Below are 24,424 nucleotides of genomic sequence, written 5' to 3'. Positions count from 1 at the left end.
AGTGCTTTCAGCAGGCCATTCGTGCCATAACGCAGCAATGCGTAGCGCCACGCAAAATAGTGTAATCCGCTGTCTTTATAGGGGTTATTCTGGAAGCCCGCTTCAGCTTCGCAATATTCCAGTAAAGAAACGGTCAAAAACACGTTACACTAGCGAGTGTCCCCGCAGAGAAATAAAGAAGACTGAACGGGGTACCGACTGTGCCAAACGTAATGCAGGAAACAGAACATGGATATTAACAACAAGGCCCGTATTCACTGGGCATGCCGACGCGGCATGCGTGAACTTGATATCTCCATCATGCCTTTCTTCGAATATGAGTATGACAGCTTAAGCGATGAGGATAAGCGTCTGTTTGTTCGCCTGCTTGAGTCTGACGATCCCGATTTATTCAACTGGCTGATGAACCACGGCAAGCCCGCCGACACCGAGTTGCAACGGATGGTGCAATTAATTCAAACACGGAATCGGGAACGTGGTCCTGTGGCAATCTGATCTTCGCGTCTCGTGGCGCTCGCAGTGGATGTCGTTATTGCTCCACGGCCTGGTCGCGGCATTTGTTTTACTGATGCCGTGGCCGCTTAGCTATACGCCGCTGTGGCTGTTGTTGCTGTCGTTCGTCGTTTTTGACAGCGTGCGCAGCCAGCGCCGGATCAATGCCCGCCAGGGTGAGATCAAATTACTGATGGACTCCCGCCTGCGCTGGCAGGGTAAAGAGTGGGATATCCTCGGTATGCCCTGGATGCTCAGTTCCGGCATGATGCTACGGTTACGCCAGGTGGGCGGCGGTAAGTGCCAGCATCTGTGGCTGGCCGCCGACAGTATGGATATTGCGGAGTGGCGGGAACTGCGCCGGATGCTACTGCAGCAGCAACCGACGCAGGAATAATACGCGTTAACTGAACTTCTCGGCCATTTCGCCCAGAATCTGTTCGCACCAGGTTTGCAGACGCTCGTCGCTCAGATCGTACTGGTTGGTTTCATCCAGCGCGAGCCCAACAAACAGCTGGCCGTCTGCGATAATCGGTTTTTTACTGGTAAATTCGTAACCTTCCGTTGGCCAGTAGCCGATAAACGTGACGCCCTTTGGTGCCAGCTTATCGTGCAGCATGCCGAGAGCATCCAGGAACCATTCCCCGTAACCGAACTGGTCGCCCATACCGTACATGGCAATGATTTTGCCGTCGAGGTTGAGCGTATCGAGCTGATCCCAGATGGCTTCCCAGTCTTCCTGTATCTCACCGAAATCCCAGGTCGGGATGCCGAGGATCAATACGTCGTACTGCTCCATCAGCGTGAGCGCATCGTCCTTCAGGTTATGCAACGTCACCAGTTCCGGGCCAATGATGTCGCGAATTTTCTCTGCCGCCATTTCGGTGTAGCAGGTGCTGGAACCATAAAACAGACCAATATTCATCGCGTATCTATCTCAATTCTTGCTATGACTTTGCGCGTAGTGTACCAGAAACCGCTCGCAATCAGGCATAATGCCCGGATTGCAGAATCAAAGGGGCTGATGTGGAAAAGGATCTCGCACTCATCGAACAGTTTCTCGACGCGCTGTGGCTGGAGAAAAACCTGGCCCAAAATACGCTGAGCGCCTATCGGCGGGACCTCACCATGCTGGTGGAGTGGCTGGCACACCGTGGACTGTCGCTGGAGAGCGCACAAAGCGACGACCTGCAGGCGCTGCTGGGCGAGCGTATGGAAGGGGGATACAAAGCCACCAGTTCCGCGCGTCTGCTCAGTGCAATGCGTCGACTGTTCCAGCATTTGTACCGCGAGAAAATTCGCGCGGACGATCCCAGCGCCCTCCTGGCATCGCCTAAACTCCCGCAGCGGCTACCGAAAGATCTCAGCGAAGCACAAGTTGAGAGATTATTACAATCACCGGCTGTTGACCTGCCGCTGGAGTTACGCGATAAAGCCATGCTTGAGCTATTGTATGCTACCGGCTTGCGCGTTTCGGAACTGGTTGGCCTGACGATGAGCGACATCAGCTTGCGTCAGGGCGTGGTTCGTGTGATCGGTAAAGGGAACAAGGAACGGCTGGTCCCGCTGGGAGAAGAGGCGGTGTACTGGCTGGAAACGTATCTGGAGCACGGTCGTCCGTGGTTGCTGAACGGCGTTTCTATCGATGTCTTGTTCCCCAGCCAGCGTGCGCAGCAGATGACGCGGCAAACGTTCTGGCATCGCATCAAGCATTACGCCACACTGGCGGGCATTGACAGCGAAAAGCTGTCGCCGCACGTGTTGCGGCATGCCTTTGCGACACATCTGCTGAACCACGGCGCCGATCTGCGCGTGGTGCAGATGCTGCTGGGACACAGCGATCTTTCCACGACGCAAATTTACACCCATGTCGCGACGGAACGCCTGCGGCAGCTACACCAACAGCACCACCCTCGCGCGTGAGTGCCGACGAATTGTTACAGGATCTTATATGAAAAAGTCTTTTGCGCTGTTCACCCTGCTGGCAGCCTCTTTTACCGGTTTTGCCCATGCGGATGACGCCGCTATCAAACAGTCGCTGACGAAACTCGGCGTAACCAGCAGCGATATTCAGCCTGCGCCGGTGGCGGGGATGAAAACCGTTTTAACCAACAGCGGCGTGCTGTACGTGACCGAAGATGGCAAACACATTATTCAGGGTCCGATGTACGACGTAAGCGGCGCGCAGCCGGTGAACGTGACCAACCAGCTGCTGATGAAAAACCTGAATGCGCTCGAAAAAGAGATGATCGTTTATAAGGCGGCGCAGGAAAAACACGTTATAACCGTCTTTACCGACATCACCTGTGGCTACTGCCACAAGCTGCATGAAGAGATGAAAGATTACAACGCGCTGGGCATTACCGTGCGTTATCTGGCTTTCCCTCGCGCGGGTGTGCAGAGCCAGCCTGAGCAGGACATGAAGGCCATCTGGTGTGCAAAAGATCGTAACAAAGCGTTTGATGACGCGATGAACGGTAAGGGTGTACAGCCGGCTTCCTGTGATATTGATATTGCCAACCACTACGCGCTGGGCGTGCAGTTTGGCGTGACCGGTACGCCAGCCATTGTCTTAAGCAACGGCTACGTTGTCCCGGGCTATCAGGGGCCAAAAGAGATGAAAGAGTTCCTCGACGCGCACCAGAAACAGTTTGGTGGTAAATAATCCGCGTGAAAGCCCCAATAAAATTGCGCCGCCGCGACGCGGTTGAACAGGTTGATTTGCCAGCCGATCTTCCGCCGCTGTTAAAGCGGCTCTACGCCAGCCGCGGCGTGCGGAGTGCAGGCGATCTTGAGCGCAGCGTCAAAGGGATGCTGCCCTGGCAGCAGCTGAACGGCATCGAAAAAGCCACTGAAATGCTCTACAACGCGCTTCGTGAAGGCACGCGCATTGTGGTGGTGGGGGATTTCGATGCCGACGGCGCCACCAGCACCGCGCTGAGCGTGCTCAGTCTGCGCGCGCTGGGCTGCGAAAACGTCACCTATCTGGTGCCTAACCGCTTTGAAGATGGTTATGGCCTTAGCCCGGAAGTGGTCGATCAGGCACATGCCCGTGGCGCGCAGATGATCCTGACCGTAGATAACGGGATCTCCTCCCATGCGGGTGTCGATCACGCGCATCAGTTGGGGATCCCGGTGCTGGTCACCGATCACCACCTGCCGGGTGAAACGCTGCCGGCCGCCGAAGCCATTATTAACCCGAATCTGCGGGACTGCGATTTCCCGTCGAAATCACTGGCGGGCGTGGGTGTGGCGTTTTATCTGATGCTGGCGCTGCGCACCCTGCTGCGGGATAAAGGCTGGTTCGAGTCCCGCGGGATCGCCGTGCCCAATCTGGCCGAGTATCTCGATCTTGTTGCGCTCGGCACCGTGGCGGACGTGGTACCGCTCGATACCAATAACCGTATCCTCACCTGGCAAGGGTTAAGCCGCATTCGTGCGGGCAAGTGTCGTCCGGGTATTAAGGCGCTGCTGGAGATTGCGAACCGCGATCCGCTCAAGCTCGCCGCCAGCGATTTGGGCTTTGCCCTCGGCCCGCGCCTGAACGCGGCTGGCAGGCTGGACGATATGTCCGTCGGCGTCGCGCTGCTGCTGTGCGATAACATTGGTGAAGCGCGCGTGCTGGCGAATGAACTGGATGCGCTGAACCAGACCCGCAAAGAGATCGAACAGGGAATGCAGGCTGAAGCACTAACCCTGTGTGAAAAGCTTGAACGCAGCGGTGAAACATTGCCAGGCGGGCTGGCGATGTACCACCCTGAGTGGCATCAGGGGGTGGTGGGCATTCTGGCGTCGCGTATTAAAGAGCGTTTCCACCGTCCGGTGATTGCATTTGCGCCCGCAGGCGATGGCACGCTGAAGGGCTCCGGTCGTTCGATTCAGGGGCTGCACATGCGCGATGCGCTGGAGCGTCTGGATACGCTCTACCCGGGCCTGATGCTCAAATTCGGTGGTCACGCGATGGCGGCAGGCTTGTCGCTGGAAGAGGCGAAATTCGACGAGTTCCAGCGTCTGTTTGGCGAACTGGTGACTGACTGGATCGACCCTGCTCTGCTGCAGGGTGAAGTGATTTCCGACGGTGAGCTCGCACCGATGGAGATGACCATGGAAGTGGCGCAAATGCTACGCGATGCAGGCCCGTGGGGACAGATGTTCCCGGAGCCACTGTTCGATGGCCGCTTCCGTCTGCTGCAACAGCGCATCGTGGGCGAACGTCACTTGAAAGTGATGGTGGAACCGGTGGGCGGCGGCCCGCTGTTGGATGGTATTGCCTTTAACGTCGATACCGCTGTCTGGCCGGACAATGGCGTACGCGAGGTCGAACTGGCCTACAAACTGGATATCAACGAGTTTCGCGGTAACCGCTCCCTTCAAATCATCATCGACAATATCTGGCCAATTTAGCGGCAGTAATCTCTATAAAAAAGGGCGTGGATTCGGTACAATCCCGCTCTTATCACCGCATTTTGACAAGTCCATAAAAGAAAACAGACCATGTTTGAAATTAATCCGGTAAAAAACCGTATTCAGGACCTCACGGAGCGCTCTGACGTTCTTAGGGGGTATCTTTGACTACGATGCCAAGAAAGAGCGTCTTGAAGAAGTAAACGCCGAGCTGGAACAGCCGGACGTCTGGAACGAGCCTGAACGCGCGCAGGCGCTGGGTAAAGAGCGTTCCTCTCTCGAAGCTATCGTAGATACGCTGGATCAAATGGCTCAGGGGCTGGAAGACGTTTCCGGTTTGCTGGAGCTGGCTGTAGAAGCCGACGACGAAGAAACCTTTAACGAAGCCGTGGCAGAGCTCGACGTGCTGGAAGAGAAGCTGGCGCAGCTTGAGTTCCGTCGTATGTTCTCCGGCGAATACGATAGCGCTGACTGCTATCTCGATATCCAGGCAGGTTCTGGCGGTACTGAAGCGCAGGACTGGGCCAGCATGCTGATGCGCATGTATCTGCGCTGGGCTGAAGCGCGTGGCTTCAAAACCGAGATTATCGAAGAGTCTGAAGGCGAAGTGGCTGGCATTAAGTCCGTCACCATCAAGATCATTGGTGACTACGCCTACGGCTGGCTGCGTACTGAAACCGGCGTTCACCGCCTGGTACGTAAGAGCCCGTTCGACTCCGGTGGTCGTCGTCATACCTCATTCAGCTCCGCGTTTGTTTACCCCGAAGTTGACGAAGATATCGATATCGAAATCAACCCGGCAGATCTGCGTATCGACGTTTACCGCGCATCTGGCGCGGGCGGACAGCACGTTAACCGTACGGAATCGGCGGTACGTATTACCCACATTCCAACCGGGCTGGTAACACAGTGCCAGAACGACCGTTCCCAGCATAAGAACAAAGACCAGGCCATGAAGCAGATGAAAGCGAAGCTTTATGAGCTGGAGATGCAGAAGAAAAATGCTGAGAAACAGGCGATGGAAGACAACAAGTCTGATATCGGCTGGGGCAGCCAGATCCGTTCTTACGTCCTTGATGACTCCCGCATCAAAGACCTGCGTACCGGGGTTGAAACCCGTAACACGCAGGCGGTGCTGGACGGCAGCCTGGACCAATTTATCGAAGCAAGTTTGAAAGCAGGGTTATGAGGAACCAACATGTCTGAACAACAAGCACAGGGCGCTGACGCGGTAGTCGATCTTAACAACGAACTGAAAACCCGCCGCGAGAAGCTGGCAGCGCTGCGCGAGCAGGGCGTGCCGTTCCCGAACGATTTTCGTCGTGACCACACCTCAGACCAACTGCACGCTGACTTCGACGCTAAAGAAAACGAAGAGCTGGAAGCGCTGAACATCGAAGTGGCCGTTGCGGGCCGTATGATGACCCGTCGTATCATGGGTAAAGCCTCTTTCGTTACCCTGCAAGACGTGGGCGGCCGCATTCAGCTGTACGTTTCCCGTGACGATCTGCCAGAAGGCATCTACAACGAGCAGTTCAAGAAGTGGGACCTGGGCGATATCCTGGGCGCGAAAGGTAAACTGTTCAAAACCAAGACCGGTGAACTGTCTATCCACTGCACCGAACTGCGTCTGTTGACCAAAGCCCTGCGCCCGCTGCCGGACAAATTCCACGGCCTGCAGGATCAGGAAGCGCGCTACCGCCAGCGTTATCTGGACCTCATCTCTAACGATGAGTCCCGCAAGACCTTCAAAATTCGCTCCCAGATCATGGCCGGTATCCGCCAGTTCATGGTTAACCGCGACTTTATGGAAGTGGAAACCCCGATGATGCAGGTGATCCCAGGCGGTGCTTCCGCACGTCCGTTCATCACCCATCACAATGCCCTGGACCTGGACATGTACCTGCGTATCGCGCCGGAACTGTACCTGAAGCGTCTGGTGGTAGGTGGGTTCGATCGCGTGTTCGAAATCAACCGTAACTTCCGTAACGAAGGCATCTCCGTGCGTCATAACCCAGAGTTCACCATGATGGAACTCTATATGGCGTATGCAGATTACAAAGATCTGATCGAGCTGACCGAATCCCTGTTCCGCACCCTGGCGCAGGACATTCTGGGCACCACGCAGGTACCTTACGGTGAAGAAGTGTTCGACTTCGGCAAGCCGTTCGAAAAACTGACCATGCGCGAAGCCATCAAGAAATACCGCCCGGAAACCAACATGGCGGATCTGGATAACTTCGATTCTGCAAAAGCGATCGCTGAAAGCATCGGTATTAAAGTGGAGAAGAGCTGGGGTCTGGGCCGTATCGTGACCGAGATCTTCGAAGAAGTGGCAGAAGCGCACCTGATTCAGCCGACCTTCATCACTGAATATCCGGCTGAAGTGTCCCCGCTGGCGCGTCGTAATGACGAGAACCCGGAGATTACTGACCGCTTTGAATTCTTCATCGGTGGCCGTGAAATCGGCAACGGCTTTAGCGAGCTGAACGATGCAGAAGATCAGGCGCAGCGCTTCCAGGATCAGGTTGACGCAAAAGCGGCAGGCGACGACGAAGCGATGTTCTTCGACGAAGACTACGTGACGGCGCTGGAGCACGGCCTGCCACCAACGGCGGGTCTGGGTATTGGTATTGACCGTATGGTAATGCTGTTCACCAACAGCCACACCATCCGCGACGTGATCCTGTTCCCGGCGATGCGTCCGGTAAAATAACGTCTGCAGATCGTAAAAAGCCCCGTGCGATAGTCGCCGGGGCTTTTTTATTTGGCGGCGAAGGCCCGCAGTTTTTCGCGTGCCGCCGTCGCTTCCATCACCATCCAGGGGCTAAAGGCCCACGGTGTGGCATCCAGAGCCTGGAACAACGCATCCAGATCAACCCATTCGTATGCCATCACTTCATCACTGTTGATCGTCAGCTCATTCGTTATCCTGGCGGCAAAGACCGGGCAAATCTCATTTTCGACGATCCCGGAAGGATCGGTTTCACAGTAGCGAAACTCAGCGGCGACAGGGGTGATCCCGGTAATTTCGGCTCCCACTTCATAGCGGCAGCGGCGCACAATGGCCTGATCAATCGCTTCACCAGATTGCGGATGGCCGCAGACTGAGTTCGTCCAGACGCCCGGCCAGGCTTTTTTGCTTAATGCGCGACGGGTGATAAGACACTCCCCTTTGGCATTGAAGAGCCAGGAAGAGAACGCCAGATGGAGTGGGGTATGGGAGGTATGTGCAGCGTATTTTTCCTGAGTGCCAATCACCATTCCCTGGTCATTTACCAAAATAACGTGTTCTTGAATACTCATTGATGCTCCAGTGCTAACCATGCGGATGGTTCAGCACCACCAGCGATGTCATTATACTGCATTCCGGTACGAACGGTTTGTTCCACAGAGCGGAAAAGGGCTGACCCATATCTGTTTGGGCTGGTATTATAGGGCGCCATTCACGCTGACCGAGGATCTGTTTTGTTTGCAGGAAGCCTGACGAGAAACCCCATCACTGCCGTGTTCTGCCTGATGCTGACGCTATTACTGGCAGGCTGTTCAGGGAGTAAATCTTCGGATATGGGCAGCTATTCCGGTGCGGTCTATACCGTGAAGCGCGGGGATACGCTGTACCGGATTTCGCGCGCGACGGGGACCAGCGTAAAGGAGCTGGCGCGTCTGAATAATATCTCTCCGCCATATACCATCGAAGTGGGGCAGAAGCTGAAGGTTAATGGTGGTTCATCCTCGGGCAAAAAATCGTCGTCGAAAGGCAAAACCGCCAAAGTGACGCCATCCTATGCGGTGCCGCAATCCTCCTGGCCGCCTGTCGGACAGCGTTGCTGGATTTGGCCGGCCAGCGGTAAAGTTGTGTTGCCGTACTCCTTATCTGAAGGCGGCAATAAGGGAATCGATATTGCAGCCGCGCGCGGTACGCCGGTTTATGCCTCCGGGGCAGGGAAGGTCGTGTACGTGGGCAACCAGCTGCGCGGTTACGGTAATCTGATCATGATTAAGCATGGTGAAGACTACATCACGGCTTATGCGCATAACGACACAATGCTGGTTAATAACGGCCAGAACGTGAAGGCGGGGCAGAAGATCGCCACCATGGGCAGCACGGGCACGGATACGGTGAAGCTGCACTTCCAGATCCGTTATAAGGCCACCGCCATCGACCCGCAGCGTTATCTTCCGGCACAGGGCAGCAAGCCGAAGTGCTAAGTGATTATTTTATCGCCATTTAGTTGCGAAGAGGCTTGTATGAAGAGGCGTAAGGTCTATAATGCTTTACGCACCTCAAAGCGGGCGTAGTTCAATGGTAGAACGAGAGCTTCCCAAGCTCTATACGAGGGTTCGATTCCCTTCGCCCGCTCCAGTCTCCTGATAAATCAACAAGTTATGATTTATCAGTTAGTTACGTTGCCCCGCTTTAGCAGGTACAACTTAAACTACCCATTGTTCTACGCCCGCACCTGTCGCGTGATTGGTCTGTGGTACAAGGGAGCATATCATCACGCTGGCGGTGGTTCCAAGTTCTTACCGCGACAGCACAACAACGAACAAAAAGCCGCATACCTGGCATAACTCCCAAACAGTTTACCGTTCCACACTTAGCGCGGTGTCCCGTAACGGCCTGTCGTGATGACACGCCACGGATAAACGAGCAAATGATGGGAATCCTAACCAGTCCGGGGAAGGGGCTGGCTCTCTCGTGGTGTTCACCGTGCCATAAACGAACGGTACTCGATAAGAGAACGGTTAACTGACAAACACCCCTGATGATGCGCCTACAGCGCTTTTATGGTGTCCCATCACGGCGCTTTATGGTTGCTATTACCTTTTTTATTCTTTCGCTCGATGTTTGCTATAACTTTATCTATCCATTTAGGCTCATCTTCGAGGTCTGCATAGTGGCAATACTCTGGAACTGCTTTCCAGAACGCAGTTATTGCATCAGCAAATTCAACAAACTGCTCTTCCGTAACCTGCAAGTCATCATGAACAGGGATAGTCTGATAATCTTTAACACCGGTAGGATGAGGATAATATTCTGGATGGGTTAACGATAAGGTATGATGAGAATCTCCATCACCATGCTTGTAAACGTTCACGACCAGGTTGCAGGCTTTGATCTTTTCACCGTATGCAGTTCCATTGATTTTAAGTCCAATCCATTCAAGAAAATCAATCAGTTGATTGAAGGTGAAATTCCAGATCATTGGAATGATAATTTCTTCTTTACACCAGTTACTTAGCTGCTTGATCGTATGTTCTCTTAGTTTTTTATCAAACTGGTGATACATTCCTGCCGTTACTGCTAATAACACGGTATTTTGCATCTCCAAAAGCGACCATACATAATTAATTCCTTCATGATAGGCTTGCTCGCGGGCAGCCATTGGATCATCGTTATCGGGATCAAAATACTCAGCAGTAGCTTCCATAAACTGTTGTTCTCTCTTCTCCGCTTCTTTTTCTAAATCACCAAACTGAGAGAGAAGACGATGCCTTGCCTCAGAAACGTAAAATTCATGAGGTTCAAGAAAGTATGGAAGATCGGCTCTGGCTAGCCAGAAGGTGACAAAATTTTCTGTAGACATACATTTCCTCAATGAAGCGATAGACATTTTGAGGTTATGTTATCTTCGGTGAGGGTTAAAATCCTCCACTGATTCAATGGAATTGTCATTTGGCTTGAAATGCGGTAAAAGGATAAAATTCGTACTGTACGCTTTGAAGAAACAATCTGAAAATGAGGTGGTTATGAGTGAACGTTACGAATTCTTACCCAGTTGCTTCCTGAAAGTCTCTATCTCCTCGGGTTACTTTACTACCATCCTTGATGGTTCGCTTCATCCCGATGCCCCTGGTTCTGTTCATGCTGATAATGCCACGCAAGTCATAAGCGTACTCGATTCCTACTTCCAATTGACTGACTTACAGCATCAAGGAATTGCTAATTATCTTTGCTCTCAAGGGATGGAACTTTGATAGATTGGTTGCTAAATGTTGATAATCTGACCATGCTTGCCGCATGGGCTGGGTTTGCACTATCCATTTTCCAGCTATTAAAATCCAGAACAGCTCTACGCCTTTTCTTAGGTTGCGATCAGTATGAAGACAGAATTTATGTTTCCAACAAAAGCGCCCATGATGTGACGTTAAGTTCGGCGGGCGTAGTAACCGCAAGCGGACGCCTTAGCGATTGTTCTAACGAACATTGCGATGAATACATGATCAGCCCCATGTTGCCACGTCGATTAAAAGCCCGTGATGAAATGATCTTAGAAGTACCATTCATCAATAAGGCTCACCATAATAAGGTGCACCATCGCGGAGGGGTGTATGTTACTACATCTGATGGGAAGCTGTTCAGTGATGTTAGTTGGCTGCGTCGCCGCTGGTGGTGGATATTGTCTATGATCCTTCGTGACACGAAGCGGTGATTACTTATGCACCGCGCCAGACAAAGCTGGTGATCGGCTTGTCTTCCTTATTCAATCTTCTGATTCCTCTGTGTCAAATGTTTTTGCATACGGACATTTCCCCCTAGTTACGTAGGTGAACAGATAGATGTTGTTCTGGTAGGTGCAAAGCCGCTTTCCCCCCTTTAACTCTTGTTCGTCGGGGTTGCTCAGGGTGATTTTTCCTGCATGAGCCGCCAGCGGCAGCACTGCCACAACACAGAGTAAAACTTTCTTCATAGTTGCACCCTCAATAATCGATTGCCTGGAATACGTCTTCAACATCCTTTTCCATGATCCCACAATACGCCAGCGTGACCGCCTGCGATGAATGCCCGTAAAGCTTCGTGAGTGTCGGCAGACTGACCCCACGTTTTATAGCGTGATAACCAAGGTTCTTGCGTGGGCTGTGCGCCGCGATGTGAAGATTGAGCATATCCCCGGCCTCTTTGAATTTGGCTGAGACCGTCACCCGGCTGATCGGTTTTCCTTTGGCCCGGTTGCTGTCCACTTCGAACAGGTATTCCTGACCTGGATTATCAGCACGGCGCTGTGCCACCAATTCAAGTGCTTTTGGTGTCAACATAATTGAGCGTGTCTTCCCGGTCTTCTGTTCCTTCAGGTTCAACACGTTCCCTTCGATATGGTTAAAGTCGGCATACCGCAACTTAAGAGCATCACCAATCCGCGCCGCTGTCTGATTCAGGAACACCCACAAATCACCGTAGATAGCGCTGCTGTTATTCTGGCGCAGCAGTCTTTCAACCTCTGCAATCTTCTCTTTGTCTCTGACTGGTTCGACCTTCTTCATAAAATCCCCCATTGCTGTCTCATTAAGTAAGTTACAAAGAAAATATTGATCATAATATGATCATTGTAAAGGGTTTTTTATATGTTATTTCACCCACTCCTGCGCGGTGGGAAACGAAAGTGGGGGCCGCTCTTCAGATATTAGTGTCGGAAAAGATCCGGTCTCACTTGGGGATCTGCTGGACAGTCTCTCCAGTGGTTCAATAAAAATGAACCGTCATTTTAAAATATCGAAGGGTAGTCCTTTGCACACCACACATGCTGGCTCTGCCAGTGAATAATCCTTGCCTGATTCTGCATAAATTCTGCATAAGACAACCCCTTAGATGTTCATCTACAACACAATCCATAAGAATCAATAGCTTGCTAAATTACACATGTACATTGTGTAAGTTAGAGGTGAGTTCTAATACCTGCCAGCAGGCCACTACGTCAGCCACCAACAGGTTATATTCACCGAGCCAGGCCGCCACTACTTCGTACCATTTCCTATAACAATGTAAACAGCCAACCCACCAATAGCCCGTATGCTCCACCAGAAGCCCGTAGCGGCGTTATCTCCACACAATCGTGAACTGACCCACCCATATCACAGCGCCCCGCTGAGAGGCTCTCACAGGCCCAGGAATGGAGGGTTTTCAATTGTTTTTTCGAAGAAAATTAATTTTTGCGGCTTGAAATGAGGAGGGGCGTAAACTGGTTTGACACACATTTGGTTGACATATTTAACGCACCCAGCAATAGCGCGGCTTCGTTGTGTATCTTACACCATAACGGTGAGCAGGTTCAGGCTGGCGAGTTGTACACATAGCGACCATGTCAGCATAATTTTCTGCTATTAATGGCCTATTAAGGTGCATTTAATCTATCTTGTTCACAGGTTGATCGATAGTGAAGATCATCCACCAAATTTTTACACAAAACCAGTATGCGGTTGTGAATCAGATCCTTTTGAGGAGAATGGGCGAGTTGTACACATAGCGCCCCGGTGAAGTCATCGGTTTTATAAGGTCGTCACACGCCCGTAAAAACCATCACTAATGGGTAGGGACACATAGTGTCTCGACTATGTGAGTGGTAAGGCAGGGACACTATAATGTCCAGGGGGTAGGGACAGCATAGTGTCTCTGGTAGTAGGGACAACATAGAGTCCAGGGGTAGGGACAGCATAGTGTCCCGCTAATATATCTTTTAATACATCTAACCAATAAATCTCTTAATAGATCTTTCAAAGACTTTAAGTCAAAGCCAGATTGAACATGCGTTCAATTGTTGGTGGTGTTGATGTTATGTGAACGGCTACGCCTGTTTACACTCTGTGTGGAAGACAAGCGCGAGCACGTCAGTCCAATGTGAACGACTGCGATGCAGTCAGGAGCTTTAAACGCGACGTAGCTCCCCCTTGGAGGGTCGGCGGCCCCCCTCAATCTTGCACTGCATTAACTGACTTCCTCAGTGTCTCTCTGCGGCCTTTAAATGATGTTGGTAATGCGATGGTACTGCTTAACAACATAGCCCCGCAAAACGCTTCCTAGAGCGTTTTAGCCCTATTGACAAAGATTTCCATGCTTGATAATGTGATCATGGAGTATTATAAAAATAAGTGAAATAACACTTCCTATTTAAGCACATCACTGATATAATAGATCTATAGGGTATTGATTTACCTGAATCCTCGAATGAAATAGCACTGCCGCCCGGTGGTGCGACTAAATGGGTACAAAAAGACCTCCGAAAATATTTTTTAACTATACGGAGAACCCAAAATGAACAAACCAAAAAATGCACGTCTCGACCTGACCACCATGACGGGCGAGCAAATTGCACAAGCGATCCTGTTCGGCAACTACACTAAACCTGCACTGTGGGCCTTTATTAATCGGAATGGCGGCGCAGACGCTGCACACAGCCGTTACCCACAACTTGCCGTGGCGATGGATATCCTCCGCCAGGAGCGGAAGAAAGCGAAGCACGCTCGCGCAGTTAAGACCATCCTCAAACCACTGAGTAATAAATACGCTGAAGGTCATACACTGACTGAGATCCTGGACCCGGTGATCCGTGGATATCAGGAGCTGTACCGCGATAAGCTGAACCTACAGTTGACCCCTGAACAAGTGATCCTTTTCCTGATCGCAAGTGACGGTGTCGAAGCGCTCGAGAGCTACGGCTATCAGTGCGTGGGCGACTTCCCGACCTCAACCGCAGCAGTTTAAACACATCCATAAAACCTTGAGCCGGTTCGCCTTTTGGCGACCACTGGCGGCAGGTCTTTTGTAACAAAAACGAGGAGACACATATGAAACTTTCATTAGACGATGAAACATATTTCATTTTACGCGAAGAGTCGGACCGCTTAGGGATCCCGGTTCCAAAAATGATCCGCAGCATGTGCCAGCGCCTGGCAAAACACATCCAGAAAACCAACGACGAAAAAATGACGAACCCACAGGGAGAAGACCATGACCGAGACAGCAAAAACTGATACCGACCAGACAATATCCGGCAAATTCGAGATGCTTCCAGTTGAAGCCCTGAGTCTGCTGGGTAAAAAAATTCGCACACCTGATGGCCGAGTCATGAGAGTTGATGGTGATGATCTTGTGTGGTGGATGTTCTTTTTTACCTTTCTTCACCAGAAAACGCTGTGTTATCAGACACGGAAAACCATATCAGATCGGTTTGACTGTGATGAGCGCACCGTAAGCCGCCGAACTGCACGGCTTGAGGAACTAGGTTTGCTCACAATTGAGAAACGGAAAGGCACGAGCAGTATTTATACCGCTACATCTGTAGAGCAATTTCTACTGATGAGGACAGATCAGAAGGTCACGCCGAAAGAGGAGAGCGACGGTGAAAAGACTAAAAAACAACCTGTTATTGATGCCCCTGCGACTGCCGCGCCTGCTGCTGGAGTCGGAAAATCTATACCTCCTGTGGATGCTGGCGGCGATGCTGATCTATCCGGTGGTGATGATCCATCACTGAGTGATTTGGTAGAGCCAGACTCGTTAAGGAGTACTGATGCGATGAAGGCTGAACAGACCGAGTACACCAGCGAACAATTAAGCACCAAGCTGAGGAAATGGCGCAATTGGGGGCTAGATGATGAGGCGCGGGTATTCTGTTTGTCACAGGGTGTAAATGATGATACTGACAGTATGGCACTGTTTATCCAACGTTATCAGATGCCTGTATCACATCAGATACCCGGAGAGATCCCTCAATGGGATGAAAAAATACCTTTCTGATACTGGAGGAATAATTGTGTGATATTGCCAACAGCCTGACGGCTGAAAACCCTACGGTGCGAAGCACTTTACCAGAGGTAAACACCTCCGGTGCTGAAACCCCTGATTTGTCCCGCTTTTACAAATCCCGCTCTCGTGATTCTTCGCTGATCGAGACTGCTAAAAAAATGCTCGTGCATGGTTACACCCCAGGCAAAACGGCGCTGCTCCTACGCTTGCCGTATGACCTGGTAAAAGGCCTTTACGATAACTCGTGGAATCCTCGCTGTCGCAAGATAAGCAATACCAGTCAGTATGCCACTAAGCGAATGGCCCGAATGTACTACGAATCCGGCGCAATGCTGGCAAAAATCTGTGCTGACCTTCAACTGCCACTATTCACCGTGGTGACGCTGCTTAAGCGTGAAGGAATCACTGAAAAAGAAATGGCATCCCGAATGCCGGATCGTGATGACCCGTTGTTTGTGGCCTATCGTGAAACAGTCGCCAGAAAACAGAAGAACCCGCAGCGACGTTCACCACGTTTGCATTATTAATACCCCTGCCGGGGACTATGACCTTACTTGAATATTTATCTTACCTGCCGTTATCGGTAGCCGGTTTTCTATGGCTGCGTGACGGCCTGGACCTCTACAGGAAACATAAAAATGAAAAACGTAAACGACATCCGCGCCGATATTCTCGCCGCAATGCAGGCCGCTGCCGAACCGGAGAGCGGAGATCTGAATAAAAGCGCCGATCAGGTATTGGCTGATGCTATCGAGGGATATCTGACCGCTTCGACTGCAACAGCCAGCAAATCAGCCCCGAAAGCTGGCAAGACCCTTAAAGAGAAGGGTATCGCACTCTGCCACCAGGCCCAAGGTTATAGCGCTAATCTGCGTCCGGTCAGCCTCATGATGAAGGCAAGCCTTGATGAGCTAACACCTGAACAACGCGCCGCGCTTGAGCGTCTGGGCTACGTTATCAATCAGGGGGTGTGATGTCTGGCACAAATAAGATTGTTACCAGCCTGGTTAATACAGTCTCCTGGCTGGTCGATCAAAACTCCTTCAACCGCGCCCGCAACAAAATCAAGAGCCTGAAAAAATATGCGGAGTCAGCGGGAAAATCTTTCGATCAGGCGACACGAAAGCTACAACAAGCCAACGGCAAGACCCAGCTACAGCAGGCGCGAGCAGAAACACAGAGATTGAAGCTCAATCAGCGATTAAGCGCTGAAGCTCATAAACAAAGTGCTATAAATGCACGTATGGCGACCAACGAACAGCGTCACGCCCAACGTATGGCTGCGATTGCAGCACGTAACCCAGCGGCGGGCGGTCTGGCTCCTAAAAGTGTCCGTGGTCTCAGTGAGGCAATCAGAGCACAGCGTGAACAGGCCGACCTAGAGAAACGCACTCAGCAGATCCGCGCTAAAGGTATTCGTTTCAGCACTGCGAGCAATAGCTACAACCTGACCCCACGTCAGCGAGCACAGGCGATCAGTGACTTCAGCCAGCTCACAAAACAATATCATGCTGGCTCAATGGCGCTGGGTGAGTACAACGCCCGTGTAAGCAAGCTCCAGCAGGGATTAAGGCAGCAGGGCGGTTTAGTTAAAAAGCCGATGACCATTCCCGTTAAGGCTAAAGTGACGGGCCTTGATACCAGTCTCCTTGATCATGCAGGCACAGCAATCACCATCGCGGCGACCATTGGGATCGGCAAAACCATCATGCAGACCGGGCAAGACTTCGAATCAATGATTTCTGGTTTACAGGCGGTTACTGGTGATAGTCAAAAAGCATCTGACCAAATGGCCTACTTACAGAAGCAGGCTCTTTCCCTTGGTCTTGACCTGCAACAGACATCGAAAGACTACGTTAAATTTTATGCGTCAGCCGCTGGCAAGGCGACCGACAGCCAGATCAAGAATCTGTTTGAAGGTGTCAGCCAGTACGGAACGGTGTTAGGGGCCACAGGCGAAGAACAGAGCCGCGCTCTACTTGCCCTTAACCAAATGTATGCTAAAGGCACGGTGCAGGCCGAAGAGCTTAAGGGGCAGCTTGGTGACGCTTTACCAAACGCAGTCGGAATCTTCGTCAAGGCATTGAATAAGCTAAAAGGCCGGACAGACCTTACCGAAAAAGACCTCATGGCAATGATGAAAAACGGTGAACTGCTGGCGAAGGATATCCTTCCCCTTGTTGGTGACGAGTTCAAAGCGGCAGCACAGAAGGGCGGAGCTTTCGAGAAGTCACTGAAATCTAACCGTGTTGCTATGATGCGCTTGCGCACAACGATGCAGCTTGCACAGAAGAATTTCTTTGAATCGGGCTTCGGCAGTCAGCTTACCGATACGTTTAACGGTCTGACAGATGCAATTGACAGCAACCAGGATGCATTTAAGACGCTGGGAGCCATTGCAGGCAACGTGATTAAAGGTTTCACTGATGCTGGTTACACGGTCTATAACAGCTTCATTCTCATTGAAGCGCTGATCAAGAAGTATGCTCCTCAATTGTCCAAGACATTCGAGGGATTCGGCAATACAGCAGCATATGCGGCAGGAATTGCGATCTTCACTGGGGCGATCTTCAAGTTAGCTGGTGCGTTGAGGTGGCTTGTCAGCTTCGCGAATCCGTTGAAAGGTCTGCTTGGTACTCTTGCCGGAATCGGTGCTCTTGGTGGCATTGCCACCCCAGGAACCGACAACACCAAACCAGGGAAAGACGGCAAACCAGCTAAAGGCGGTAAAGGTGGGGGCTTCTCTATCGGTCTTCCTGCGATCATGGCTGGTGTAAGTCTCAATAATCGTCTTAGCGAGATTCAGGCTGATCCTGATGCCTTCATGAAGAAGGTGCAGGCCAACAACGACAGGCCTACCCTTTGGACTGACATCAAAAACTTCTTTGCTGATCATGCTCAAGGTTTCACCAATGCATTTGCGGGGATGAATACCTTACCTGGAATTCAACCAGCTACCGCAGGCATGGCACAACTACCGGGCATTGATAATCTTGCTTATGGTATGAACCTTGGCAAGCCATTCAGTATTGAAGGTAAGGCCGATCTGACTGTGACCAACGAAGTTAAACTCAGCATTGACGATAGCAAATTCAGCGATGCAATTAAGGCCGAAGTACAAGAGCAGGATAGGAAAAATACCAATCTCATTTTGGGTATTTCTGGCTAATTAATATACTGGCGGCGAATTCGTCGCCCCTATCTCAATACCGCAATGCGCATGTATCAAATTTAGCGACAAATCAAAGATCTCTCGTGAAATTTGTTGTAAATGATAATCATTCGTGTTAAAATAATATACAAGTTGAATTACAACAGCCATTGTCATTCCGAAATATAAAGCAGGCTCTGTGACACCGTGGAGCCTCTTTTGTGATGTGTCGCTTCCAGACTCTCACTGGACGTTTGCCAACGGGCGGTACATCACAAAAGATTCGCCTTAGGGCGTACAAAGTCTGGGCCTCTGGTCTGGATTTGCCATTAAATCCGGCTCTCCTCCGGTCATCAGCCATGATGCAAACTGGCATTGAGTGCGGCAACGAAGATATGAGGTCTCCCGCTGTCGTGCTCCTTCATTTTTTAAGCGTGAACCACACTCATGCTTTCCAAATCTCTCCATCAGAAAACTACTGACCTACACCAGGCGGGATATTCTCGCCTTGGTCTTTTTCTGTTGGAACACGAATAGAAGAATGCCGTCCGATGGACGGTATTTTTTCAACTCAACCCGGCATATTCGCCGGATTATAAAAACTGTATGGAGATACAAAATATGGCATTCGAATACGAAAGCAAAACCCCACAAGATGTATTGGTTTATACCGATTCACCGATCTTTCATAAGCGCACCGTGATCCTTGATCTGGCTGCTGATGTGACTTGTGGTGATGTGATTAACCCGACCACTGGCGCGGCATACGTTGCAGCCGATGCTGATAACTGTGCTGTAGCTCTGCAAAACCAAATTGCAGGTGATGCCCGTAGCCTGGTCATTTCAGACCGTGGCTGTGTGTTCAATCCATCTGGTCTGGTTGTGGCGGGGGCTGCAAAAGATGCTGCTTACGCCGCCCTTGTTAAGCAAGGCAACCGCATTGCTGATGCAAACACCGCAATCTAATCAAGGAGAGATAACAATATGAAATTAAGTGATTTTACTAACCTTTCCGGTCAGTTCGTGAAGCCAAGCGGCGAGGGGTTCCTTCTGTCCAGCCTGGGGATCTTTACCAGCCGTCCAAGTGACACACAAATCATCGCGCTCGACACACTGGAAGATGTGCAGCGTGAAGTGACTAAATCAGTTGCCCGTTATGGTTCTGAAATGTCGGGTCTAAACTTCCCTAAAGCGGCTAACGTGACCGTTCAGGCTCCACTGCATGTCTACAGCTCAACCATCACTAGCCAGGATTGGCAGGGGAAACGTCAGCCGGGAACAAATCGCCAGATGACCGCTGAAGATGTAGTTGCTAGTCATACCCTGAAGCACTACCTGCAAACCCGCCGTGACGTAGAATTCCAGATGGCGCAGAGTCTTTTGCATAACGTGACTGAAGCAACGCATTTACGCGAAGGCCCAACCATTCACTGGGACCAGTTCTGGGGTATTAACCAGCCGTCTGCTGTGGTGAAAACTGGCATCAGTGCCAACGTCATTACTGAGATGCAGAATGCTGTCACGCTACTGAAGAAAAATCTGGGTGGCTGGTCTTCCAGCATCAAGCAGGTTTATCTGCTGGCGAGTCCGAGTCTTTTCACCGCCATTCAAGGCAACCCAACCGCATATCAGGCGGCTCTGTTTGGTGCTACGTCCCGTGACATCATTTTCCCTGACACTTTGGGCGCATATGATCGATACAACATTGGGCGCGTAACTGTAGTGCAGGTTGACGATCCGCTATACAGCATTGCAGATGGTGAAGGCTACATGCTGGCGACGTTCTCCAATGTTGTTGAAGGCGACCTTTCACCTTATATGACTTATCAGACTCCGGCGAGCCGTCATGCTGAAGTTGCTAATGGTCCGGTTTATCCGTCTTACCATTACGTTCTGCGTGATAAGTTCATGAACTATGAGGTGGTCAGTGAGTTATCACAGATTCAGATCCCAATGCGTCCGGACTTCGTTCTGAAGGTCACTATGGACGACGCAGCGTAAGACAGCGGATTTTGGGGGCGCATTGCCCCCGCTGCTGGCGAGGCAAAGAAGAGGAGATACATATGAAATTAGCTTTGATCGGTACTGGCAACATGCCGCTGATGCAGTGGATTCTGGACGGTAAAGGCGATGATGCGATCATCAACATGTCAGCGTTAGCACGCAGGCTTGAGTGTAGTCGTTCCAGCCTTCTTGACCGCATCCATACGCATGGATTCGACAGCGCTATCAAGTACTACTTGAGCGAACAGCGACAACGAAAACTGAAAACATGAGAGCCGGGTTAATCCCGGCTTTTTTTTTAGCGCTTTTTATTCGATTGGGAAACAACCGAACCAGCTAAGGTTTTAGTAACCTCGCTTGAGCGTGGGTTTTTCAGTGCTGCGGATGCTTTGGCTTCCATGTTTGCGCCAGTCTGATTTTTTGTTCCTGCTTGTGATAGCACCGAACCCGCTAAACTTTTCTGAATCGCAGAGGCGTTTGGGTTGTTTAGAGTCTCTGCTGCCAGATGTGCTACATCTTTCGAGGATTGCTTATCATTGTTCGCCATTTCAACACCTATTCACAGGATGGATGTTTGGATATATTGTATTTCTTATATTAATAAACACAATATGTAGTGGTTATGATAGAAGCGAAGCGGCAAAGTTAGCAAGCTCGGAAAAAATTATTTACTGGTTTTATGACCAGTGTCAATTGTTTGATAACTGACCGTTTACGAAGCGGCAGAGGAGTCATATAAGTAGTGTGCAGGTATAAGCCTGTATCACGAGGAATCAGTAAAATGGCTGATGATAAGACCAAAATTGGTACACCTGACAATGATTTAATAAGTATCAAACAGGATTACGAAAGACGTGATTGGGCTAAAAAGTTCGGCGTTAGTGAGGCTAAACTTATTCAAGCTGTTCAAGCCGTAGGTCATTCGGCTAAAAAAGTGCAGGCTTGGCTTAAAGACCATTGAAATATGAGCGCCTTACGGGGCGCTTTATTTTTTATTGTCCTTTGGGAGAAAGTTAATGGCTAATAACTTATTTATTACCTATGATCTTATAAAAGATAAGGATTACACGGCTGTTCATGCTGCCATTAAAACGCTGGGTAACTGGGCAAAGGCGACAGAATCTAACTGGTATGTCAATAGTGGCTATTCTGCTGAAAATGCAGCGAAGATAGTTAAGGCTGCAATGGATAATGATGATAGATTAATTGTTGTGGATGCAACAAATAATAATGCTTATTGGTATAATCTTCCTGATGAAGTTTCTGCTCGTATTCAAGCTGAATGGCCACAATAATATAAGGGGGGCAGCCCCCCTTTAATCTATAGAGCATGATAATACACACACTCAATATATTTGGCTAACTCTCTCATACCTGCGCCCTTGCTATATGTCCTGAATGCTTCAGTTTTGGCCTTCTGTTCAGTATGCCCGGTGATAGCACCTATGCGCTGTTCTGGTACGCCTGCTCTGTCTAAGCATGTGATGAACATCCCGCGCAAGCTGTGGAAGCATTGCCTATCTGTAGCTGTAGGCAAGACGCTATCACGCAGCCGGGTAAATTTTTGGCTGTACCACGGACCGCGTTTGCCATCCTTCCGGATGATGTTATTAGACTGAGCCAGAAGATATTCACCGCTGTTATTTGCCAGATGCTTATCAACAATCCCCATTAGTAGCGAATGGATCGGAACATATCGCACTCCGGCGACAGTTTTAGATTTGCTGACGAAGAAACACCTTACACCCTCCATCATCACAATCTCCTCCCGCTTAATGCTGGCGATTTCGTCTAACCTCATGCCTGAGTACAGCCCAATCAATATTACATCGCGTAGAACGTCATCGGCTTCTCTGACAAGGGTTTGCAATTGTTCAGGCTCAAACGGCTGATAGCTTTCAATTGTGCGCCGCGCTTCAAGGTTGTGACCGTGAAACGGGTTACTGTCCGGGATTGCGTCATATCGACGTTTGGCGAACTCGTACAGACTCCCCAAAGAGGTTAGCCAGTTTTGCACGGTCTGCGGTGCTGCTTTTTTCTGTTGGCCTTCAATGAAATCAGTAACGGTTCTGCGTCCTATCTTGTTCAGACTAATATCAACTTTACCAATACTCTGGAGAAACACTTCCACCGCTCGGGCTGATTTGCTGAGTGTGGAGAATGCCCGGCGCTCGCTGTAGACCGTCATGTATTCATCACGGATAACTGCCAACGTTGGGATAGGGGAGATTGCTACAGGCGCACTCTTGGCCTGTTTGATTGTAGTATGGAGAGTGCTGATCGCATTCTGAATGCGAATGTCATCGCGGTCAGGGTTCAACAGGGCTTTCAGGTTGTTGAACTCAATCAACATGTGATTTCTGAAGTGTCGAGCCTTAAGTATGTCCTTTGTCCCTGTGGATTTTCGCCAGGCTCGTTTATTGTCGAACAGATGACGCATGTACGCAGGTACAAAGACTTGAAAGATCCATACGCCCGAATGACTTTGAAAAAGATACTGATTGTTCTTGATAGACATGATTTTGATCCTCTAAAATCACGCCATCAGGTACAGCCATATGTACAATGTCGGGATGGAGTAACGAGAGCTTCCCAAGCTCTATACGAGGGTTCGATTCCCTTCGCCCGCTCCAGACCTTTCTTAAAGACTAAATCCTAAGCGACTCTGTTTAAAGCTTTCTGGCTGATTTACTTACTGTAAGCAATTTTGAACATCGCACTGCCATCCAGCATTCTCGCTAAATAGCAGTCCGACTTTTTTGACGTTAACCCTTTATTTTCAGTTCCTTGATGCGGAAATCATTTCCCATACTGGCTGAAACATGGCTGACTACCGCGAGTTCAGCCTGACTGCCGGTGGCTTTGAATTTTCCACTCAGGGTTACCCATTCATTCGCCTGCTTCAGTTCCAGGGGGGTGGAAATGTCTTTGCCATCAGCACGCAGCGAAACCTTTGGCGCTTCATATTTTCCTATGATGCGCGCAATTTTCACCGTCCAGGTATATTCATGCCCGGCAGTCAGACCTGTCAGCGTCTTTTTGAGGATCTCACCGGCATGGTTTTTATTAGGTCTGGTAATAAACTCGACGGCGCGGGTGCTGGCGTCAACCAGGTAAAGATCGTGCCCGGCAGGTCCGGCCTGCCAGTTATTCCAGTTATCGCGCTCAAAGTTGGTTAAATCTTCAAACGGAGCTGCCGCCGCGGCGGAAATATCCGCCTCGCGATACACTTCAACGCTGAATTCACCGGCGTTGTCTTTGTACTGGTCTTTGCCATCGGCAAAAAACAGCGTCAACGTCCCTTCAGCTGGAACCGACCAGCGGTATTTATGATTACCAACCGGATAATTTTCGTTACCAAGGCGTGCCTGAAGCGAAGGATTGCGTAACGTTAGCGTTTCACCCTCTCGGGGAATACGCCCCTGTGGTGCGGTAAGCGCAAAATTTTCACTTCCATTCCTGGCCCAACCACTGGCCAGAATAGTAATTATCTCTCCCGCTTTGAGGGCAATTCCTGTATTTGTCCCTTCGGCATTTTTTGCGTCAACTTTTCCTGACCAGATTAAATTTTCGCTCATGTCTGACTCCTGTGACAGCGTGGCGAAGAATTTCGCCATTGAAAGATAGTCCTTACGAAATGCGTGATTTAAGTCACTCAGTTCTGCTAACCGCCTGATAATTTGAATAAATAAAATTCTGAGAAGCACGAACTTCTCATCATCATTACCCGGTTGTTATCGGCAGGAATGAGAATAGTCAGGTGGTATATACAATTCAAAACGCTAAAAGCTTTATTAAGGGTTGCGATTTTGTAATCAATTAAAAATAATAAAATAATTATCGCTGAA

The 24,424-nt window shown here is 50.3% G+C and carries 29 protein-coding genes and 1 tRNA gene; 22 read left to right on the top strand and 8 right to left on the bottom strand.

The genetic code is table 11. From position 1 onward, the window contains the following. Positions 1–228 precede the first annotated feature (228 nt). Positions 229–495 (top strand): FAD assembly factor SdhE, encoded by a 267-nt coding sequence (gene sdhE / locus ACQG2G_RS17825; RefSeq protein ID WP_013098615.1) that lies wholly within the window; start codon positions 229–231, stop codon positions 493–495. Next, positions 476–889 carry a protein YgfX gene (locus ACQG2G_RS17820; RefSeq protein ID WP_023620447.1) on the top strand — a complete coding sequence of 138 codons (414 nt, stop codon included), beginning with the start codon at positions 476–478 and terminating at the stop codon, positions 887–889. Before sdhE ends, ACQG2G_RS17820 begins: the two co-directional genes overlap by 20 nt. Positions 890–895: 6 nt before the next feature. On the opposite strand, the gene fldB is transcribed toward ACQG2G_RS17820, so the two are convergent. Continuing rightward, positions 896–1,417 carry a flavodoxin FldB gene (gene fldB / locus ACQG2G_RS17815; RefSeq protein WP_013098613.1) on the bottom strand — a complete coding sequence of 174 codons (522 nt, stop codon included), beginning with the start codon at positions 1,415–1,417 and terminating at the stop codon, positions 896–898. Between the two features lie 101 nt (positions 1,418–1,518). Between fldB and xerD the strand changes: the two genes are divergently transcribed. The 5 genes from xerD to lysS all read left to right on the top strand — a co-directional run bounded on the left by xerD (position 1,519) and on the right by lysS (position 7,612). Beyond that, positions 1,519–2,415, top strand: coding sequence for a site-specific tyrosine recombinase XerD (gene xerD / locus ACQG2G_RS17810; protein WP_013098612.1), 897 nt, complete (start codon positions 1,519–1,521; stop codon positions 2,413–2,415). Positions 2,416–2,443: 28 nt separating this feature from the next. Then, positions 2,444–3,157 carry a bifunctional protein-disulfide isomerase/oxidoreductase DsbC gene (gene dsbC / locus ACQG2G_RS17805; RefSeq protein ID WP_013098611.1) on the top strand — a complete coding sequence of 238 codons (714 nt, stop codon included), beginning with the start codon at positions 2,444–2,446 and terminating at the stop codon, positions 3,155–3,157. 5 nt (positions 3,158–3,162) lie between these two features. Continuing rightward, positions 3,163–4,896, top strand: a complete 1,734-nt coding sequence (recJ, locus tag ACQG2G_RS17800) for a single-stranded-DNA-specific exonuclease RecJ (protein ID WP_029883158.1) — start codon at positions 3,163–3,165, stop codon at positions 4,894–4,896. 90 nt (positions 4,897–4,986) lie between these two features. Further along, positions 4,987–6,085 (top strand): peptide chain release factor 2 gene (gene prfB / locus ACQG2G_RS17795; protein ID WP_095908218.1). Its coding sequence is split into 2 segments (ribosomal slippage): positions 4,987–5,061 and positions 5,063–6,085, totalling 1,098 coding nucleotides; the frame shifts between segments, so codons are not numbered across the junction. Between the two features lie 9 nt (positions 6,086–6,094). Beyond that, entirely contained in the window at positions 6,095–7,612 is a 1,518-nt protein-coding gene (lysS, locus tag ACQG2G_RS17790) for a lysine--tRNA ligase (RefSeq protein WP_013098608.1), read from the top strand. 47 nt (positions 7,613–7,659) lie between these two features. Here the strand turns inward: lysS and idi are convergent, their stop codons facing one another. Then, positions 7,660–8,202 carry an isopentenyl-diphosphate Delta-isomerase gene (idi, locus tag ACQG2G_RS17785; protein ID WP_020687092.1) on the bottom strand — a complete coding sequence of 181 codons (543 nt, stop codon included), beginning with the start codon at positions 8,200–8,202 and terminating at the stop codon, positions 7,660–7,662. Positions 8,203–8,364: 162 nt separating this feature from the next. Here idi and actS point away from each other — a divergent pair, with 162 nt between their 5' ends. Then, a complete protein-coding gene (actS, locus tag ACQG2G_RS17780) occupies positions 8,365–9,108 on the top strand; it encodes an amidase activator ActS (protein ID WP_013098606.1) in 744 nt (247 codons plus the stop codon). Positions 9,109–9,188: 80 nt separating this feature from the next. After that, positions 9,189–9,262: transfer RNA gene (locus ACQG2G_RS17775), tRNA-Gly, on the top strand. Between the two features lie 436 nt (positions 9,263–9,698). Here ACQG2G_RS17775 and ACQG2G_RS17770 read toward each other — a convergent pair. Beyond that, positions 9,699–10,487 carry a hypothetical protein gene (locus ACQG2G_RS17770; RefSeq protein WP_221666681.1) on the bottom strand — a complete coding sequence of 263 codons (789 nt, stop codon included), beginning with the start codon at positions 10,485–10,487 and terminating at the stop codon, positions 9,699–9,701. A 163-nt stretch (positions 10,488–10,650) separates the two neighbouring features. Here ACQG2G_RS17770 and ACQG2G_RS17765 point away from each other — a divergent pair, with 163 nt between their 5' ends. Beyond that, on the top strand, positions 10,651–10,878 hold the full coding sequence (locus ACQG2G_RS17765; protein ID WP_221666680.1) for a hypothetical protein: 228 nt from the start codon (positions 10,651–10,653) through the stop codon (positions 10,876–10,878). Then, positions 10,875–11,333 carry a hypothetical protein gene (locus tag ACQG2G_RS17760; protein WP_221666679.1) on the top strand — a complete coding sequence of 153 codons (459 nt, stop codon included), beginning with the start codon at positions 10,875–10,877 and terminating at the stop codon, positions 11,331–11,333. The genes ACQG2G_RS17765 and ACQG2G_RS17760 overlap by 4 nt, the downstream gene beginning before the upstream one ends. Before the next feature lie 51 nt (positions 11,334–11,384). Here ACQG2G_RS17760 and ACQG2G_RS17755 read toward each other — a convergent pair whose 3' ends face one another. Together ACQG2G_RS17755 and ACQG2G_RS17750 are read right to left on the bottom strand one after the other, a co-directional pair. Next, positions 11,385–11,591: a hypothetical protein gene (locus ACQG2G_RS17755; protein WP_221666678.1), complete on the bottom strand. Its 207-nt coding sequence runs from the start codon at positions 11,589–11,591 to the stop codon at positions 11,385–11,387. A gap of 10 nt (positions 11,592–11,601) precedes the next feature. Continuing rightward, on the bottom strand, positions 11,602–12,162 hold the full coding sequence (locus ACQG2G_RS17750; RefSeq protein ID WP_032669563.1) for a tyrosine-type recombinase/integrase: 561 nt from the start codon (positions 12,160–12,162) through the stop codon (positions 11,602–11,604). Positions 12,163–13,927: 1,765 nt separating this feature from the next. On the opposite strand from ACQG2G_RS17750, the gene ACQG2G_RS17745 reads away from it, so the two are divergent. From ACQG2G_RS17745 to ACQG2G_RS17705, 9 genes are all read left to right on the top strand, one after another. Beyond that, a complete protein-coding gene (locus ACQG2G_RS17745; RefSeq protein ID WP_221666677.1) occupies positions 13,928–14,377 on the top strand; it encodes a hypothetical protein in 450 nt (149 codons plus the stop codon). A gap of 83 nt (positions 14,378–14,460) precedes the next feature. Beyond that, positions 14,461–14,646, top strand: coding sequence for a hypothetical protein (locus ACQG2G_RS17740; RefSeq protein WP_221666676.1), 186 nt, complete (start codon positions 14,461–14,463; stop codon positions 14,644–14,646). Beyond that, positions 14,624–15,412 (top strand): helix-turn-helix domain-containing protein, encoded by a 789-nt coding sequence (locus tag ACQG2G_RS17735; RefSeq protein WP_221666675.1) that lies wholly within the window; start codon positions 14,624–14,626, stop codon positions 15,410–15,412. Before ACQG2G_RS17740 ends, ACQG2G_RS17735 begins: the two co-directional genes overlap by 23 nt. Positions 15,413–15,426: 14 nt before the next feature. Further along, positions 15,427–15,948, top strand: coding sequence for a hypothetical protein (locus ACQG2G_RS17730; RefSeq protein WP_221666674.1), 522 nt, complete (start codon positions 15,427–15,429; stop codon positions 15,946–15,948). Positions 15,949–16,059: 111 nt separating this feature from the next. After that, positions 16,060–16,395 carry a hypothetical protein gene (locus ACQG2G_RS17725; RefSeq protein ID WP_221666673.1) on the top strand — a complete coding sequence of 112 codons (336 nt, stop codon included), beginning with the start codon at positions 16,060–16,062 and terminating at the stop codon, positions 16,393–16,395. After that, entirely contained in the window at positions 16,395–18,590 is a 2,196-nt protein-coding gene (locus ACQG2G_RS17720; protein WP_426769293.1) for a tape measure protein, read from the top strand. Before ACQG2G_RS17725 ends, ACQG2G_RS17720 begins: the two co-directional genes overlap by 1 nt. 603 nt (positions 18,591–19,193) lie before the next feature. Then, positions 19,194–19,538 (top strand): hypothetical protein, encoded by a 345-nt coding sequence (locus ACQG2G_RS17715; RefSeq protein WP_182272016.1) that lies wholly within the window; start codon positions 19,194–19,196, stop codon positions 19,536–19,538. 18 nt (positions 19,539–19,556) lie between these two features. Next, on the top strand, positions 19,557–20,573 hold the full coding sequence (locus ACQG2G_RS17710) for a major capsid protein (RefSeq protein ID WP_182272015.1): 1,017 nt from the start codon (positions 19,557–19,559) through the stop codon (positions 20,571–20,573). Between the two features lie 62 nt (positions 20,574–20,635). Beyond that, positions 20,636–20,848: a hypothetical protein gene (locus ACQG2G_RS17705; protein ID WP_221666670.1), complete on the top strand. Its 213-nt coding sequence runs from the start codon at positions 20,636–20,638 to the stop codon at positions 20,846–20,848. Positions 20,849–20,874: 26 nt separating this feature from the next. On the opposite strand, the gene ACQG2G_RS17700 is transcribed toward ACQG2G_RS17705, so the two are convergent. Further along, positions 20,875–21,123, bottom strand: coding sequence for a hypothetical protein (locus ACQG2G_RS17700; RefSeq protein ID WP_000002667.1), 249 nt, complete (start codon positions 21,121–21,123; stop codon positions 20,875–20,877). A gap of 234 nt (positions 21,124–21,357) precedes the next feature. On the opposite strand from ACQG2G_RS17700, the gene ACQG2G_RS17695 reads away from it, so the two are divergent. Continuing rightward, a complete protein-coding gene (locus ACQG2G_RS17695) occupies positions 21,358–21,537 on the top strand; it encodes a DUF3606 domain-containing protein (RefSeq protein WP_032968401.1) in 180 nt (59 codons plus the stop codon). A 55-nt stretch (positions 21,538–21,592) separates the two neighbouring features. Continuing rightward, complete coding sequence (locus ACQG2G_RS17690) at positions 21,593–21,871, top strand: hypothetical protein (RefSeq protein WP_072058732.1); 279 nt, start codon at positions 21,593–21,595, stop codon at positions 21,869–21,871. Positions 21,872–21,897: 26 nt separating this feature from the next. On the opposite strand, the gene ACQG2G_RS17685 is transcribed toward ACQG2G_RS17690, so the two are convergent. Further along, positions 21,898–23,094: a tyrosine-type recombinase/integrase gene (locus ACQG2G_RS17685; protein ID WP_221666669.1), complete on the bottom strand. Its 1,197-nt coding sequence runs from the start codon at positions 23,092–23,094 to the stop codon at positions 21,898–21,900. A gap of 247 nt (positions 23,095–23,341) precedes the next feature. After that, the gene (locus ACQG2G_RS17680; RefSeq protein WP_240514609.1) at positions 23,342–24,283 is read right to left on the bottom strand and encodes a LecA/PA-IL family lectin; all 942 of its coding nucleotides are present in this window, start codon (positions 24,281–24,283) and stop codon (positions 23,342–23,344) included. Positions 24,284–24,424 lie beyond the last annotated feature (141 nt).

Source organism: Enterobacter cloacae complex sp. 382A5, assembly GCF_050031095.1.
Lineage (GTDB): Bacteria > Pseudomonadota > Gammaproteobacteria > Enterobacterales > Enterobacteriaceae > Enterobacter > Enterobacter cloacae.
The sequence above is the reverse complement of the archived record's forward strand: the minus strand, read 5'-3'. Positions and strand labels throughout refer to the sequence as shown.